Source organism: Oleiharenicola lentus (genome assembly GCF_051660365.1).
Lineage (GTDB): Bacteria > Verrucomicrobiota > Verrucomicrobiia > Opitutales > Opitutaceae > Lacunisphaera > Lacunisphaera lenta_A.
In genome coordinates this window covers 131445-146667 of sequence record NZ_JBOZXB010000002.1, presented here as the reverse complement: position 1 = coordinate 146667, position 15223 = coordinate 131445, and the positions used below count along the sequence as shown (strand labels likewise).

Sequence of the window (15223 nt, the reverse complement as noted above, 5' to 3'; positions counted from 1 at the left end):
CAAGCGCTTTCTCTCAGTCCACCGCTAACACCAGGCGCGGGGCATCGTTCGGGAACACTCGGAAACGAATTTGCTCCGGCGGCGCCGGCATCGCCTCAAGTTCTTCCAGTTTGAGATTCAAAATCTGCTCAAGCTCCGGCGCTACAGCTCCTTCGTCCTCCACGCCGGGCGAAGAGGCCGCTTCCGTGCGCTCTTTGAGCACATCGACCAGATTGGTCACCCGCACCGCGTAGTTATAACTCACGTTCGGCGCTCGGCCCGAGGCCACGGCGTTGACGCCGCAATTCCACGCCATCGCGATATTGAACGGCGTCGCCTCGACGCCGCGATTGCTGAGCTCGCGTTTAAGCCATTCGTAATGCTTCACCGCCACATCATCCGAAACGTCACGACTCACCGCCTGACTGAACGGTCGGCTGGTGTGCATCCGCCAGGTCGACGAACGAAATTGATAAGGGCCGAGTTCACCATGACGACCGGGACGTGAATGGTTAGTCGGATTTTCAACCCAGTTGATGGCGCGCAATGTTTCCCAGCGATCCGTAATTTCGTTCGAGGCCAAGGCTGCGCCCGCCGAGCTAAAAAGCGCCAGCGTAAACAGTAATTTCGTGATCGTGGATTTCATAAATGAGGGCCGCAAAGAGCCCACATTTCAGACCCCGACAACCTGATTTTTCTCCCTCAAAATCGACCCGCGACGACGTGTCCCACGTTTTACGAAACACTTTCATAAGCCTCTAGAAGGCATGATTTTTACGCGCCGATTTAGCACAAAAATCTTTTTCGGGTATTTCCCGAAATTACGTAAAAAACCACGACTCCACCGATTATGATCCGCGCCGCCGCCCTCGGAACGAGCCACAAATCAGCCTGATTTTAGAGCAAATTTTCCAAAGCCGCGCGACCGGTTTTGCTAACGATCACATACACGTGCGCTGCGTCGGCCCAAGAAGCCACACCGATGCCCGCATGGTCGATGACACTCAGGCCTTCGCCCGCGATTAACTTCACTGCATCCGCGCGGCGCGCGATGTAGCAATGAAACCAGACTCCATTCCGATTGAAGCAAACCTCCAGCACGTCGTGCCCGCGAAATTCCACCGTGCGGCAACCCGTCAGCCGCAATGTCTCGAAATCCACCGGTAGCGTCATGCCCGCTCGCACGCCCGGCTGACCGAGCATCACCTGAAGTCCGCTGGTGGCTCCGCCGTGACCGCCGTGAGTTTTGCTCGCCGCGGCATCGGTCAGCACAAAATCACTAAACGCGGCGCGCGCCTCCGCTTTCTTCGGCCAAAACGCGAGGCCCACGGCACCTACTAAGGCCACACTCGCCGCCATCGCCATCCACGCACTGCGACCCCACGCACGTTTTTTCTGCGCGACATTGGAACCGGTCGCCCGTCCGCCCGCGAGAATCGCCTCACGCAAACCTGCCGGCGGTTGCACCTGGGAAAATTTTGCCGCCACTGCGCCGTCTGCCGCCTGTTCGCGCTCAAACCACTGCCGCAACTCCGGGTCGCGTTGCGCCTGCGCCAGCGCAGACGCAAATGTCTCGTCCGCTGCATCCGCGCCGTTGGGCCGATAGCTCCGAAGGACAAATTTTGCTTCCACGTTGTTCATGATTGTTTCCTCACTGTTTGGATTGGGAACGGCACGACCTTCGTGCCCGCTTCCTTGCGCATCATCACCGAGCGCAACTGCGCTTTCCCGCGCGACAGCCGCGACATGACCGTGCCAATCGGCACCTCCAGCATGTCCGCGATCTCCTTGTAGGAAAATTCCTGCAGATAAAATAACGTGAGCGGCGCGCGGTAGACTTCGTCCACTTCCTGCAACGACTCCAGCACCAGACTGGAATCCATCGACGTGATCACATCGACTGGCGGCGCAGGTGGATCGGCCTCGACCGGCCCCAAATCTTCTAATGCCGTCACCCGATCCGCGCGGCGACGTCCCCGCAAAAACTCGCGATACAACGTGGTAAATAACCACGACTTCGCCTTCGCCACTTCGCGCAACGCATGGCCCTGTTTCGCCCAGATGAAAAACGTCTGCTGCGTCAGGTCGCCCGCGTCCGACGAATTCTTCGTCAGGCTCAGGGCGAAACGGAAGAGCGCCGTGTAGTGCGCGTCGACCAATTGACTAAAAACCTCGCTGGACATGTGCCTCATGAGAGTCGCCGAACCGCGCCTTATTCCAAGAAAGAAGCCTGCGAAGCTTTTTCATTGGCTCACCTGCTAATTTCACTCTCATCCAGCGATCATTCGGACCGCGCACACCCACTCGATGTATTGTAGTTCACTCGCCCAAATCGGCCGCCTTCGTCGTCCAGCTCTGCCGGTTGCCTTTCATTTTTTCTTAGTCGCATGGGCGTTCGTTCTCGCCGCCGCCAGCCTCAGCGCCGCCCAAGGCTGGCCGCACGAGCGCAGCGACCTGGCACCGGATCCGGCCATAAAATGGGGCCAGCTGGAAAATGGCCTGCGCTACGTCATCCGCAAAAACACCGAACCGCGCGGACGCGTCGCCTTGGTGCTTCAAGTCAACGTCGGCTCCGTCCACGAACGCGCCGACCAGTTGGGCTACGCGCATTTCGTCGAGCATATGATGTTTCGTGGCACGCGTCGTTTCCCGGCCAACTCGCTCGTCGGCACGCTGCAGCGCGAAGGTTTGTCCATGGGCGCCGATTCAAGCGCCTTCACGAATTACGTCAGCACCTTCTACAATCTCGATCTGCCGCACAATTCGCGCGAAAAAATTACGCTCGGACTTTCCATCCTGCGCGACTTCGCCGACGGGGCGACGCTCGATCGAAAAAATCTCAAGCTCGAGGGCAACGTCATCGAAAGCGAACGCCGCACGCGCGACTCCTCCGGCGCACGCATCGGCGAAGCGCTCAACGATTTTCTCCAGCCCGGCACCCTCTTTTCACAACGCCCGCCCATCGGCACCCTCGCTTCGGTCCGCGCGGCCACTCCAGAAAAGCTGCGCGCGTTTCATCAACAGTGGTATCGACCCTCACGCATGGTGCTGATCGCCGTGGGCGACGCCGAGCCCGCGGAATTGGAAAAACTCATTCGGGAAAATTTCGATTCGTTAAAACCAGCCGATTCGCCCGAGCCGCGCGATCCCGATCTCACGTTTCCCGTGCCGCCCGAAGATTTCCAAGTGCGCTTTTTTCCCACTCCTTCCGAAGGCGGCACGAGTGTGTTGCTCTACAGCGTCAGTTCATTTCAGCCGCGCGCGGACTCGATCGCTCATCGCCGCGAGTTGATCGTTCAAAACGCCGCGGCGTTCATGCTGCACAATCGCCTCGGTGAAATCATTCGCAAAACTCCCGCTGATTTCGGGGTGAGCGAGGTTTCGTGGACGAGCCACCCCCACGCCGGCCAACTCGCGTTTGTGCGGGTGGATGCCCGTCGCGATCTGTGGCGCACCGCCGTGCGGTTCGCCGACCAGGAACTGCGCCGCGCCTTGCATCACGGTTTCACGAAGGATGAAATCGCCGTGCAGATTCAGGCCTTTCGCAACTGGTATCAGGAAAGCATTCGCAACGCACCGAGCCGCGAATCCACCGCGCTCGCCGAGCAAATCCGCTCGTGTCTCGAGTCCGACATCGTGGTGACCAGCCCCGAGGACGACTGGGCGCAGAGCGAGCAAATCGTCGCCAGCCTAAATCCCGAAGCCTGCCTCGCCGCGTTTCGCAAATTCTGGGAAACCGGCAATCGCCGGCTCGCCGTCATCGGGCACTACGTCCCCGAACTCACGGTCGCAGATTTAAAAGTCGCTTACGACGAGAGCAACGCGGTGACGTTTTTCGGCGCCAAGGAAGAACACGAACTCGGCTCATTCGCCTACACGGATTTCGGGCCCGCGGGAAAAATCGCCAGTCGCCGGCACGAACATCGCGTCGACGTCGAATCGCTTGAATTTGCCAACGGCGTCCGTCTCAACGTCAAGAAAACCGACTACGAAAAAAATCTCGTGCACGTGCGCGTGCGCCTCGGCGACGGGTTCGCGCAAGAGCCCGCCGATAAGCCCGGCTTGGGACTGCTCACCACGGGCGCGTTTCTGGCGGGCGGATTGGGACGCTACGACAGCTCCGAATTGGGTCGGATTCTCGCGGGCGATTCGCTGTCGTGCGCGTTCACGGTGGAGGAAAATGCGTTCTATTTCACCGGACACGCTGCACCCGATAAACTGGAGCGCCTGCTGCAACTCATCACCGCGTTCTTCACCGACCCTGCATTCCGTCCGGAAGGTTTCGCGAGTTCGCTCAGCCAGCTGCAGGCCTATTATTCGTCTGCGCTACACGAGCCGTCCGAGTTTCTTTCCGCCGCCACGCCCAGCATCATGGCGAACGGCGATACGCGCTACGGGTTGCCCCACATCGATCACCTCTTCGAGCGCACGCCGCAGGAAATGCAAGACTGGTTGAAACCGGCCCTGGCCAAGGCACCCATCGAAATCGGTATCGCCGGCGAACTCGAAACGGAGTCGGTCGTGGCCATCGTCAGCCGCACCCTCGGCACGCTCCCCGAACGCCAACTGCTCTCGAATGCCGATCTCGCGCGCAAACCTTCGCTGCCGATGAAGGCGAGCTACCAAGCGTGGAAAATGGACACCACCGAAGCGAAAGCCGCGGTTCGCGTTTATTGGCCGGGCGTGGACACCGACGATTATCGCGGCGCGCGCCGCTTGCAGGTGTTGGGCGATATTTTGAACGACCGCCTCCGCCTAAAAATCCGCGAAGAACTTGGCGCAACCTACGGCTCCACCGTCGAATCCTGGGGCAGCGAAAAGTGGCCGGGTTACGGTTACCTCTGCGCCATGATCGAAACCTCCCCGCAAAAAGCCGAGCAAGTCGCGAAGCTGACGCGCAAGATCGCCGCCGATATTGCCGCAAAAGGGATCACTGACGAAGAGTTCGCCCGCGCCATGGAGCCGCGTTTCGCGACGCTCGACCAGCAACTGCGCAGCAACTCCTATTGGACTTACCACGTGCTCAGCCGCATGCAGGAAACTCCGACTCGCATCCAATGGCCGCTCACCCGCAACGACGACTACCGCGCGATGTTGCGTCGTTCAGTCGAAAGTTACGCCAAGACTTCGCTCAAGGCGGAACGCGCCCACGTATTCATCGCCGTGCCGGCGAAATAGTCGCGCGGCTCAGGCCGCCGCTTCGGGTTTGGCGGCGAGCGACTCGATTTTGAAATTAAGCACCGGCACCAGCAGCAGCAGCCCCGCACAGGTCAATCCGAGCACCGCGTAACCCGCCGTGTCGTGCACCGTCCCGCTAATCGCCTCCGGCCCGTAAGCATACGCCCACGCCGTCAGGAAAAGACTGCGCCCCAAGTTCATCACGAAGGCGAAAAACATCGACGCGACCACCAGCGTGACCTTCTTCCAGCCTGCCTCAAAAAACGTCGCCGATAAAAACGATCCCGCAAACAAACACGCCGTCAGCGATCGAATGCCCGAGCAGGCGTCCGCCACGCCCACCGGCCCCTTCGGCAACATTAAGACGTTACCTTGCTGCTCAAGCGGGTAACCCAGCATGTCGAAAACAAAGGCGACCACCGTCACCACTTTGCCAAGGAGAAAAAGGCTGATCTGCTGTTCGATGGCCGAGACCAGCGGAGCTGAAATCAGCCATACGAGCACTGGAAAAATGAAAACCGAAGCCACGCGAAAACGCGGATCCGCAAAGAGCGATCGCCAGCCTTTCGTTGTTTCGCCAGTCACCACGACATCAGCGCCCGCGGTCGGCACATTAAAAAAAAGCAGCGAAAACACGATGCAGGCCATTCCCATGGTAATGGCCATCGTCCCTGGATGCGAAGATCCAGCACCGGCCCGATAAAAAGCCCCCAGCAAAAAAAATGCTGCGCCAAAAAGAAGCCCCAGACTTCCCGCGACGTTCAGCGTCCAACGCGCCCAGTTCGGCCCGCGCGGTGCGACCTCCGCCTCCCTAACACGCTGCGTGATCTTCGCCCAGCGATCATACACGACGTAGGCCACGAACATCGGCACCAGCCAGCCGAACGAATAATCTTCCTTGGCCTGCCACCAGTGCGATTGATCCCACGCGGTAAAGGCCATGAAGCCCGCGCTCAATCCCAGCGCCGCTAAAAATTGCGGCGGGAGCTTGGCGGGCGGTTGACTTGCGGGAGCGCTCATGAAAACGCGTTATAAACCAGACATATTCTGCGTTTGGCGAGCGAACTTTGCACGTCAGCGCTGCTCCACCAACCGGGCGTGCACCAAACTCCGCAACTCGGGCTCTAATTCCGCTCCCGCACGCTCGAATTCCACCACCAACTTATCCCACGGCACACTTTCGTGCGGCAACAGGATCGGCGTGAGATTTTTCATCGGCGCCATCGTGCCATTGTCCACCCGGCTGTGGAAAAATCCTTTGCCTTCGCGCCAGGTGAGCGCGCGCTCACCTTCGCGCGTGCGGTAGAGAATTTGAAAGCCCGCCACCGCTTCCGATGCGCCATACCACACGATGAGTTCGAGCACCTTGCCCTCAAACCAACGCCGGCGGCCTTCGCCGACCGGCTGACGCACGTGTTTATATTCCTTCAGCACGCGAAGATTAGTTCATCGAACGGCGCTAAAAACAAGCGAGGCATTCGTGCCGCCGAAACCAAAACTATTCGCCAGTGCACCGTTCACTGTCCGACGCACGGCCTGTCCCGGTGTGAAATTCAACCCGAGCGCTTCGCACGCCGGATCGAGATTTTCCGTGTTAATCGTCGGAGGAATTACGCCTCCCTTGATCGCCATCACCGCGGCAAACGCCCCCATCGAACCGGCCGCGCCGAGCAAATGCCCGGTCATCGACTTCACGCCGCTGACGTTGAGATTCGCTTTGTTCGCAGCGAACACCGACGCGATCGCCGCGCCTTCTTCCGCATCGCCTGCGGGCGTGGAGGTCGCATGTGCGGAAACATACTGCACTTCGTCAGGGCTCATGCCGGCTTGCGCCAGCGCCGCGCGCATCGAGCGTTGCGAGCCTTCCGCCGCGGGCGCGAGCGACGATAAATGATGCGCGTCCGCCGTGGCCGCGTAACCGCGTAACTCGGCGTAGATTTTCGCACCGCGTTGTTTCGCGTGCTCGTATTCTTCGAGGACAAATACCACCGCGCCTTCGCTCAACACGAAGCCATCACGATTCGCATCATACGGACGCGAGGCGTGCGTCGGGTCATCGTTACGCTTTGAAAGCGCGCGCATCTGCGCGAATGCGCCGATCGCCAGTGGGGTGATCGTCGATTCGGCACCGCCTGCAATCATCACTTCGGCATCGCCGCGTGCGATCGCCGCCGCAGATTCACCGAGCGAGTGTCCGCTCGTCGCGCACGCCGAGGCCACCGCCATGTTCGGGCCGCGAAAATCGAGCAACAAGCTGGCCTGGCCGGCGAGCAAGTTGGGCGCGATCTGGATGATAAAAAACGGCGAGATTTTGCGAAACCCTTCCTTCCGCCACGTTTCGTGCGTGGCTTCGATTTCGGGCAAGCCGCCCAAGCCCACGCCGAGATTCACGCCCATGCGATCGGAGTTGAGGGTCGCGCGATGCGCATCGAGCCCGCTGTCCACGTAAGCTTCCACGGCGGCTGCGCAACCCAGGTGCGTGAAACGCCCAAATTTCTTCGCATCTTTGCCGTTGAACACCGCCGTGACGGCCTCGCCCGCCGCGCCGCGCGGATGCAACGGCGCCGCGAGCGGTTTCAGCGGATCGAAATCCTTCACTTCGCCCGCGATTTTCACCGGGCATTCCGTGGTGTCGAAACGCGTGATCGGGCCGATGCCAGATTTACCGGTGATCAAACTTTCCCACGTGGCGGCGGCATTCAAGCCACACGGGGTGACGGCTCCAAGGCCGGTGACGACGACGCGACGACGCAATTGTGGGACGGGATTACTCATAAGAAAATTAGCGGGAAATTTCCGGGGCAAAATGTTCGAGCGCCGTCTGGCGCGCTTGGGCTAGGACAGCTTCGCCTTCCGCAGGCTCCGCCATCGAGCGAGAAATAATGAGCGCGCCGACCAGTTGACCCAATAACGAAGTCGCGAGACGCAGGTTTTCCGCTTCGTCGTCCGACAACTTCAACGCCGCCGCGACGCGCGTCCGGTGTTGCTGCAGCGCCGAAGAATAGCCCGCCCTCGCCTCCGCGCCCGGCCGCGCGACTTCCAAACCCAGCGCCGCCACGAGGCAACCGCCCGCCGGATTGTCGCGATGCCGCGGACTCAGGTAACTTAACACCAGCGCGCGCACCCGATCACGTTTTGACGGCAGCGCACCGATGCGCGCGAGGTTCTCCTTGCCGGCATCGAAGCCGGTCACGCAGGCCTCGGCCACGAGCTCGGCCTTTCCTTTAAAATGCGCATAAAACCCACCATGCGTCAGGCCGGCGCGTTGCATCACTTGATCGACGCCCACCGAAGCCACGCCGCGCTCACGAAACATCTCGCTGGCAGCCTGCAAGATGCGGGTGCGGGTGGAGTCTTTATGAGCGGCGGAATAACGCATCGAATAGGTTATATGACGGGCGTCATTCATTAAGCAACATCCTCGCGCCGTCAAGTATCGCCTTTTGACAGCGCCCCGCAGAACGCTTTCAGTTTTCCCCGAATCATGGATCACCTGCACGCCTATTGGCGCATGGAATATATCGAAGCGCCGCGCCTGCCGGAAGGCACGGATCCGTTTAGCGCGTTGCCCGCTTTGGGCGACGATGCGGCGGCGCTTATTATTCACCGCAGCCCGCTGTCCTACCTGATGCTAAATCGCTACCCGTATAATCCGGGTCACTTACTCGCGATTCCCTTCCGCGCCGTCACCGATCTCAGCGAACTCAATCCCACCGAACGCGCCGACCTGATGGACGAAGTCATCTTCGCCAAGGAAATCCTCGCCGCCGCGATTAACCCCAACGCATTCAACATCGGTTTCAATCTCGGCAGCGCCGCTGGCGGGAGCATCGCGCATCTCCACGGCCACATTGTCCCGCGATGGAACGGCGACACCAATTTCATGCCCGTGATCGGGAAAACCCGCGTCCTCCCGCAGTCGTTGGACGCGATGTATGCGCGCCTCAAAGGCACCGCCGAACAGTTGTCCGCAAAGGCCTGATAATTTTTTCCGAATCCATCTCCAATTTTCCATCTGCCATCTCCCACGCGCATAGCGCGTCTCCCGTGCCCGATTCCAAAACGCTTCACTACCCGAACGCCCGCCACCTCCACCAGCTCTACGGTGGCAGTGAAGACAACCTTTTGCTCGCGGAAAAAGCGCTGCACGTCCGCCTCGTCACCCGCGACGAATGGCTGAAAATCGACGGCCCCGCCGAAGCGGTCGCGCGCGCGGAAGAATTTTTCACGCTCCTCAACACCGGGCGAACGCAAGGTCTCGCGGTGCGCACCCCTGATTTCGTGCGACTGCTCGAACTCTATTTAAAGGACGACGGCGCTGGCCTGCGCACGCTGATCCACGAACCCGTCATCATCGCGACGCAGCGCAAAAGCATCGTTCCAAAAACGCTCGGTCAGAAAATCTATCTCCAATCCATCCAGAAGAACCCGATCGTCTTCGGCATCGGCCCCGCCGGCACTGGAAAAACCTATCTCGCGATGGCGGCGGCGATTTCCGCACTCCTGAAAAATCAGGTTCAGCGCATCATCCTCACGCGCCCCGCCGTCGAAGCTGGCGAGACGCTCGGCTTTTTGCCTGGCGACCTGCGCGAGAAAATCCTGCCGTATCTCCGTCCGCTTTACGACGCGTTGCACGACATGCTCGATCCCGAGGATGTCACCACGCTTTCCGAAAAAGGGGTCATCGAAATCGCCCCGCTCGCCTACATGCGCGGCCGCACGCTCGCCAACGCCTACATCATTCTCGACGAAGCGCAGAACACCACGCCGGAGCAGATGATGATGTTTCTCACGCGTCTCGGCGATGAGTCGCGCATGATCGTCACCGGCGACATCACCCAGATCGACCTTCCGCGCGCCAAGCAATCCGGACTTGTCGAAGCCCCGCGCATTCTCGGCAATATTCCGGGCATCGATTTCCACCGCTTCACCGCGACCGACGTCGTGCGTCATCCGCTCGTCCAAAAAATCATCGCCGCCTACGAGAATCATCAAGCCGGCGAATCCGCGCCGCCCTCCACCCGCAACTAACCGTGCCCGCCACGCCACAACTTCAAGTCGTTCCTCCCGGCGAACGCAAACGACGCAAACCGTCCGCCACGCTCGAGTATCTCGATCAAAGCCGCGTCGTCGCGATTCTGATTTTCGTCGCCACCGTGCTCGCGATTGCGGCGATCAGTTTCGTGCGCCTCAACACGATGGCGTTGCCCGTGCAACCCGGCCAGCTCTCGCAGATCCGCGTCACTGCGGGCACGACCTTTACTTACGAAAGCGCCATCGAAACCGCCCAAGTCCGCTCGCAACTCATCGCGCGCGTCCCCCCGGTTTACGAACTCGATCTCCGTCCAGGCCTGCTGTTCGAGCAACACGTCCGCGAACTGCTCCACGATCTCGACAAAAACGTCGAAGACCCCGGTCTCTTCAGCGTGCTCCGTTCGCAAAACACCCGCAGCACCGCGCTCGAGGAAGTTACTCGCCGCTTCAACAGCAAGGGCCGCTACTTCGCGACGAGTTCCGATCTCGCCCGCCTGCTCACCTTGGGCAACGCGGCCCAGCGCCAAAAGATCGTCGAGAGCGGTCTCGGTTTTCTACGCGAACTCCAGCAATCCGGCATCCACGCCGCCACCGGCCCCGAAAGTTCCTCGGCAATTTCCCTGCTCAATGTCCAGCAAGCCGACGGCGAAGTCAGCGAAGCCCACGTCCAAAGTCTCGGCGAAGCACTCACGTATCTCCGCGTGAATATCGTGGCCGACGGCAGCAACCGCGAAGCCTCGCTCGCGCTCTTTCGCGTGCTGCGCAACGGCGTGACGCCCAACCTCGTTTTTAATCCCGCCGGTTCCGAAAAACTCCGCGAACGCGCCACCGTCGGGCTCAAACCCGTCGTCGTCTCGATTGATCGCGGCCATGTCATCATCGAGCCGGGCACCACCGTCACGCCCGCCCAATACGAAATTCTCCACGCTTACCGCGCCCACCTCGCCGCGAGCGGCGGGAGCGCCAGCGAAGAAGGTTATCAACTGCTAAATCGCGTGCTGCTAGTGCTCGGCATGGTGCTCGCCTCCGTCATCTACATTCGCATCGAGGATCGCGAAACGCTACTCAGCAACGCGCGCCTCGGCCTGCTCGCGAGCGTGGTGATCATCAACCTCGCGCTCGTCCGCATCTCCTACTCGCTCGCCGGTCTGCCTTACTTCCTCGAAAATTTTTCCGCGGCCGCGCTGCTGCCTTACATCGCCCCGACCGCGTTTGCGCCGCTCATCGTGGCCATCCTGATCGACGCGGGCTCCGCGATTTTCATGGCGTTGCTGATTTCGATTTTCACGAGCATCATTTACGGAAATCGCATCGACCTACTCGTGGTCACGTTCCTGGCGTCGCTCGCCGGCATTTACTACGCACGCGAAGTCCGCCGCCGCAGCCGAGTCGTCAAAGCGGCGGGCATTGGCGGTCTCGTCGTCGCCAGCGTCGCGCTCATCATCGGCCTTCTTGATCAGACACCGTTTGCCACGGTGCTTTGGCAAATGGGTGCGGGCCTGGCCACCGGTGTCATCACCGGCATCGCCGTCGCGGGATTATTACCCGTGCTGGAAAGTCTCTTCAATCGCACGACCGACATCACGCTGCTCGAGTTGACCGACTACAACCATCCGCTGCTGCGCCGAATGCAGATGGAAGCGCCCGGCACTTATCACCACAGCTTGATCATCGCGCAGCTCGCGGAAAATGCCGCGAGCGTCATCGGCGCGAATCCCTTGCTCTGCCGCGTCTGCGCGCTTTTTCACGACATCGGCAAAACGGAACAGCCTGGTTATTTCACGGAAAACCAAGGCGAAGGCCCGAATCCCCACGACAAACTCGCACCCGCGCATTCCGCGGCGATCATCAAAGGCCACGTCGAAAAAGGCGTCGAACTCGCGCGCGAACACAATCTGCCACGCGCCGCCGTCGACGTGATTCGCCAGCACCACGGCACGACGATGTGCCAGTTTTTCTACAAAAAAGCGTGCCAGTCGCGTTCGCCGAACAAGCACACTCCCGAGGAAGCCACGGAATTTGAAGCGATTTTCCGCTACGACGGTCCCAAGCCGCAGTTTAAGGAAAGTGCCATCGTCTTCCTCGCCGACCCGGTCGAAGCCGCCACACGCTCGCTACGCACCGTCAACGCCGAGCAACTCCGTGAGTTGATTGATCGCATCTTTGGCGAACGCACCAGCGAAGGCCAACTCGACGAAGCCCCGCTCACGTTCGAGGAGTTTGCGAAAATCAAAACCAGTTTCACGATTACCTTGCTCGGCATGTTGCACGCCCGCGTGGCTTACAACACGGCCGCGCCTTCCGGCTCTGTCACCGTGATCGAAGAAAAGCGCAACGGCTGAGCACGCCATGCCCGCGCGCCCCATCGAAATCCACAACGCGCACCGCACATTGCGTGCACCCAAAGCGGCGGTCGCTCGCGTGATTGCATTGCTGGACCAGCACGCAGCAAAATTTTGCGGCGGCTGTCCGCCCGGGGAACTCTCACTCGTGTTCGTCACCGATAAAAAAATCGCGCAAATCCACGCTGACTTCATGGACGACCCGACCGCAACGGACGTCATCACGTTCGAAGGCGATTCCGCCGCCAGTCTGGCTGGAGAAATCTGCGTCTCCGCCGACACGGCGTTTAATTACGCGCGAGAACATCGCCGCGATTTCGCGACCGAACTCACCCTCTACATTGTGCACGGCTGGCTTCATCTCGCCGGCTACGATGATCTTCAGCCCGCAAAAAAGCGCCGCATGCGCGCCGCTGAAAAGCGCGCTATGGCGTTACTTAGCGCAGCCAAGGCCATCCCTCCTTTCCGGTTCACCCGTTAACTAGTCGCCGCGGTCCTCGCGTGCGCCCGCGCCAGCGCCGCCGTGAGTTCAGCGACGCGCAAGGGTTTGCTGACGTAATCGTCCATTCCCGACTGAAGACACAATTCGCGATCACCGGCCATCGCTTTGGCGGTTACGGCTGTAATTTGCACCGGAGTGAAATTTTCGCCGCGCTCGCGACGCTCTTTCTCCCATGCGCGAATACCGCGCGTGGCTTCGAGCCCATCCATTTCCGGCATCTCGCAATCCATGAGAATGATTTTGTATTTTCCACTTTTTGCGGCCTCGACCGCCGCGAGCCCATTCTCCACGACATCGCAACTGCATCCGAGTTTTTGCAGCTGCATGCGCACCACCATTTGGTTGACCGAATTATCCTCCGCCACGAGCACGTGCAGCCCAAGCCCCGCCGGTTGGCTGCTGGGCTCACTGCGCTCAATCGCCTTCAGGGTGGACGCAACGGCAGCCTGCGCGGCAAATTCCGCCGTAAACCAAAAGGTTGAGCCGACTCCCGGCTGGCTCTCCACCCCGATCTCGCCGTGCATTTTTTCGACGAGCTGTTTGCAAATCGCGAGACCGAGCCCCGTGCCGCCAAATTTGCGATTCGTGCCGGTGGACGCCTGCGTGAACGGCTGAAAGAGCCGCGCCTGCTCTTCGCGACTCAGCCCGATACCGGTATCGCGCACACTGAATTTTAGCCTCACCTGGCTATTGCGACTGGGCACCTTGGTGATTTGCACCACCACCTCACCGCTCGCCGTAAACTTAACGGCGTTGCTGACCAGATTGATTAAGATCTGTTTCAACCGCCCGGCATCCCCGACCAACGCACGCGGCACCTCGTCAGCCACGCGCAGGATGATCTCGAACTTTTTCGCCTGCGCCGCATCCGTCAATGTCGCCACGCAGCTTTCTGCGACTTCTTCCAGATCGAAAGGCAACGCTTCGAAACGCATCTGACCGGCTTCGATTTTGGAGAAATCCAAAATGTCGTTGATGATCGAAAGCAACGATTCCGCGCTTTGCCGCGCCGTCATCGCCAGCACGCGCTGATCGTCGTCGAGTTTCGTATCCATCAACAGTGCGTTCATGCCGATGACTCCATTCATTGGCGTGCGAATCTCGTGACTCATCATCGCGAGGAAACTGCTTTTCGCGAGGCTCGCTTGCTCGGCGCTCTTCGCCAATTGGTTGGCATTCACAATCGCTGCCTCAAGCTTGGCGTTGGTTTGTTCCAATTCCAACCGACTCAAACGCAACGCTTCGGCATGGCGCGCGATGTTTGCGAGCGTGCGCGTTTGCCACCAGATAATCGCCGCAACCACAAACACCGCGAACCCGACCGGCCAAAAATACGGACGTAAATCCGCCAGCGTGATCGCCCGCGGCTCGACCGGCCCCACCCACTGCGAGAACAACCGGTCGTAAGTGCCGTTATGCTTCAAGGCCGCGAGCGCTTCGTTAAAGACGGCGAGCTTCGCGGTCTCGCCTTTACGAAACGCCACGTGATGCCGGTGCACAATGTCGTCGATAAAATCTTTTCGCAGTCCAAGTTGATCGACGACTTTCAAGCTCAGCACGCTCGTAAAAAGCGCGAGGTCGCACTCTCCTTTCGCGGTCGCTTCGAGCAGTTCATGAATCGACGAATAAAGGACGATCTTAGCCTCCCACTCGGGATGCAGGTTCGCGTGCGTTTGCGCCACCGTGCCGGCCAGCACGCCAATCCGCTTGCCCCGGAAATCGGTCGTCCGCCGCAGCGCCGGTGTTTTTGGATTGGAGTAAGTCACGCCATGAAACGTGCCGCTCACAATGGAGTGCTCGATCGTGGAGAGTTCCTTGTCGGTGCCTGAAATATTGCTCAGCGCGTCGAGTTCGCCCGACTTGAATCGCACCGCGTTCGCACCCCACCAATCCGCGACGATCTCTACTTCAAAGCCGCCCACGCGCGCCGCTTCCCGCAATAACTCAGGCGTGAATCCTACGGCGTTCCCTTGCGCATCAAGAAACGCCAGCGGCGCCGAATCACGCGGCACGCCAATTCGCACCCTCAACATCTCGTCTTCACTCGCGAACAAAGACTCGTTCGCACAGAAAAATAAAAGGAGAATGAGCCAGCGGCGCATGGTGCGCGGCTATCCGAAACAGTTTGGGAATCGGCACAAGCTGTAACGCGATGAAAAGTAATTTTCATCCGGCAAAGCACCTGTCG

General features: G+C 59.9%; 13 protein-coding genes. 5 read left to right on the top strand and 8 right to left on the bottom strand.

The window, feature by feature from the left end; genetic code table 11:
- Positions 1 to 13: 13 nt before the first annotated feature.
- The 3 genes from ACRRQW_RS15415 to ACRRQW_RS15405 form a co-directional block, all read right to left on the bottom strand.
- Positions 14 to 625, bottom strand: coding sequence for a hypothetical protein (locus ACRRQW_RS15415; RefSeq protein WP_438482490.1), 612 nt, complete (start codon positions 623 to 625; stop codon positions 14 to 16).
- A gap of 251 nt (positions 626 to 876) precedes the next feature.
- Complete coding sequence (locus tag ACRRQW_RS15410; protein WP_438482489.1) at positions 877 to 1620, bottom strand: hypothetical protein; 744 nt, start codon at positions 1618 to 1620, stop codon at positions 877 to 879.
- Complete coding sequence (locus tag ACRRQW_RS15405) at positions 1617 to 2162, bottom strand: RNA polymerase sigma factor (protein WP_438482488.1); 546 nt, start codon at positions 2160 to 2162, stop codon at positions 1617 to 1619. Before ACRRQW_RS15405 ends, ACRRQW_RS15410 begins: the two co-directional genes overlap by 4 nt.
- Positions 2163 to 2286: 124 nt before the next feature.
- Here ACRRQW_RS15405 and ACRRQW_RS15400 point away from each other — a divergent pair, with 124 nt between their 5' ends.
- A complete protein-coding gene (locus tag ACRRQW_RS15400) occupies positions 2287 to 5157 on the top strand; it encodes a M16 family metallopeptidase (protein WP_438482487.1) in 2871 nt (956 codons plus the stop codon).
- A gap of 9 nt (positions 5158 to 5166) precedes the next feature.
- Here ACRRQW_RS15400 and ACRRQW_RS15395 read toward each other — a convergent pair whose 3' ends face one another.
- Genes ACRRQW_RS15395 through ACRRQW_RS15380 form a run of 4 tightly spaced genes read right to left on the bottom strand, consistent with a single transcriptional unit; the run spans position 5167 to position 8536 of the window.
- Positions 5167 to 6177, bottom strand: a complete 1011-nt coding sequence (locus ACRRQW_RS15395; RefSeq protein ID WP_438482486.1) for an exosortase/archaeosortase family protein — start codon at positions 6175 to 6177, stop codon at positions 5167 to 5169.
- Between the two features lie 54 nt (positions 6178 to 6231).
- Positions 6232 to 6591 carry a hypothetical protein gene (locus ACRRQW_RS15390; RefSeq protein WP_438482485.1) on the bottom strand — a complete coding sequence of 120 codons (360 nt, stop codon included), beginning with the start codon at positions 6589 to 6591 and terminating at the stop codon, positions 6232 to 6234.
- A gap of 12 nt (positions 6592 to 6603) precedes the next feature.
- The gene (fabF, locus tag ACRRQW_RS15385; RefSeq protein ID WP_438482484.1) at positions 6604 to 7932 is read right to left on the bottom strand and encodes a beta-ketoacyl-ACP synthase II; all 1329 of its coding nucleotides are present in this window, start codon (positions 7930 to 7932) and stop codon (positions 6604 to 6606) included.
- A gap of 7 nt (positions 7933 to 7939) precedes the next feature.
- The gene (locus ACRRQW_RS15380; RefSeq protein WP_438482483.1) at positions 7940 to 8536 is read right to left on the bottom strand and encodes a TetR/AcrR family transcriptional regulator; all 597 of its coding nucleotides are present in this window, start codon (positions 8534 to 8536) and stop codon (positions 7940 to 7942) included.
- Between the two features lie 105 nt (positions 8537 to 8641).
- On the opposite strand from ACRRQW_RS15380, the gene ACRRQW_RS15375 reads away from it, so the two are divergent.
- The 4 genes from ACRRQW_RS15375 to ybeY all read left to right on the top strand — a co-directional run bounded on the left by ACRRQW_RS15375 (position 8642) and on the right by ybeY (position 13014).
- Positions 8642 to 9139, top strand: a complete 498-nt coding sequence (locus ACRRQW_RS15375) for an HIT family protein (RefSeq protein WP_438482482.1) — start codon at positions 8642 to 8644, stop codon at positions 9137 to 9139.
- Positions 9140 to 9204: 65 nt separating this feature from the next.
- Positions 9205 to 10188: a PhoH family protein gene (locus ACRRQW_RS15370; RefSeq protein WP_438482481.1), complete on the top strand. Its 984-nt coding sequence runs from the start codon at positions 9205 to 9207 to the stop codon at positions 10186 to 10188.
- 2 nt (positions 10189 to 10190) lie between these two features.
- Positions 10191 to 12533 carry an HD family phosphohydrolase gene (locus ACRRQW_RS15365; protein ID WP_438482480.1) on the top strand — a complete coding sequence of 781 codons (2343 nt, stop codon included), beginning with the start codon at positions 10191 to 10193 and terminating at the stop codon, positions 12531 to 12533.
- Positions 12534 to 12540: 7 nt separating this feature from the next.
- Positions 12541 to 13014 (top strand): rRNA maturation RNase YbeY, encoded by a 474-nt coding sequence (gene ybeY, locus ACRRQW_RS15360; protein WP_438482479.1) that lies wholly within the window; start codon positions 12541 to 12543, stop codon positions 13012 to 13014.
- Here the strand turns inward: ybeY and ACRRQW_RS15355 are convergent.
- A complete protein-coding gene (locus tag ACRRQW_RS15355) occupies positions 13011 to 15137 on the bottom strand; it encodes an ATP-binding protein (protein WP_438482478.1) in 2127 nt (708 codons plus the stop codon). The genes ybeY and ACRRQW_RS15355 overlap by 4 nt on opposite strands.
- Positions 15138 to 15223: the final 86 nt, after the last annotated feature.

Excerpts from the sequence above, each read along its gene's own strand:
- fabF (WP_438482484.1), bottom strand. The coding sequence starts at position 7,932 with ATGAGTAATCCCGTCCCACAATTGCGTCGTCGCGTCGTCGTCACCGGC.
- ACRRQW_RS15410 (WP_438482489.1), bottom strand. The coding sequence starts at position 1,620 with ATGAACAACGTGGAAGCAAAATTTGTCCTTCGGAGCTATCGGCCCAAC.
- ACRRQW_RS15405 (WP_438482488.1), bottom strand. The coding sequence starts at position 2,162 with ATGTCCAGCGAGGTTTTTAGTCAATTGGTCGACGCGCACTACACGGCG.
- ACRRQW_RS15400 (WP_438482487.1), top strand. The coding sequence starts at position 2,287 with ATGTATTGTAGTTCACTCGCCCAAATCGGCCGCCTTCGTCGTCCAGCT.
- ACRRQW_RS15395 (WP_438482486.1), bottom strand. The coding sequence starts at position 6,177 with ATGAGCGCTCCCGCAAGTCAACCGCCCGCCAAGCTCCCGCCGCAATTT.
- ybeY (WP_438482479.1), top strand. The coding sequence starts at position 12,541 with ATGCCCGCGCGCCCCATCGAAATCCACAACGCGCACCGCACATTGCGT.
- ACRRQW_RS15380 (WP_438482483.1), bottom strand. The coding sequence starts at position 8,536 with ATGCGTTATTCCGCCGCTCATAAAGACTCCACCCGCACCCGCATCTTG.
- ACRRQW_RS15415 (WP_438482490.1), bottom strand. The coding sequence starts at position 625 with ATGAAATCCACGATCACGAAATTACTGTTTACGCTGGCGCTTTTTAGC.
- ACRRQW_RS15375 (WP_438482482.1), top strand. The coding sequence starts at position 8,642 with ATGGATCACCTGCACGCCTATTGGCGCATGGAATATATCGAAGCGCCG.
- ACRRQW_RS15355 (WP_438482478.1), bottom strand. The coding sequence starts at position 15,137 with ATGCGCCGCTGGCTCATTCTCCTTTTATTTTTCTGTGCGAACGAGTCT.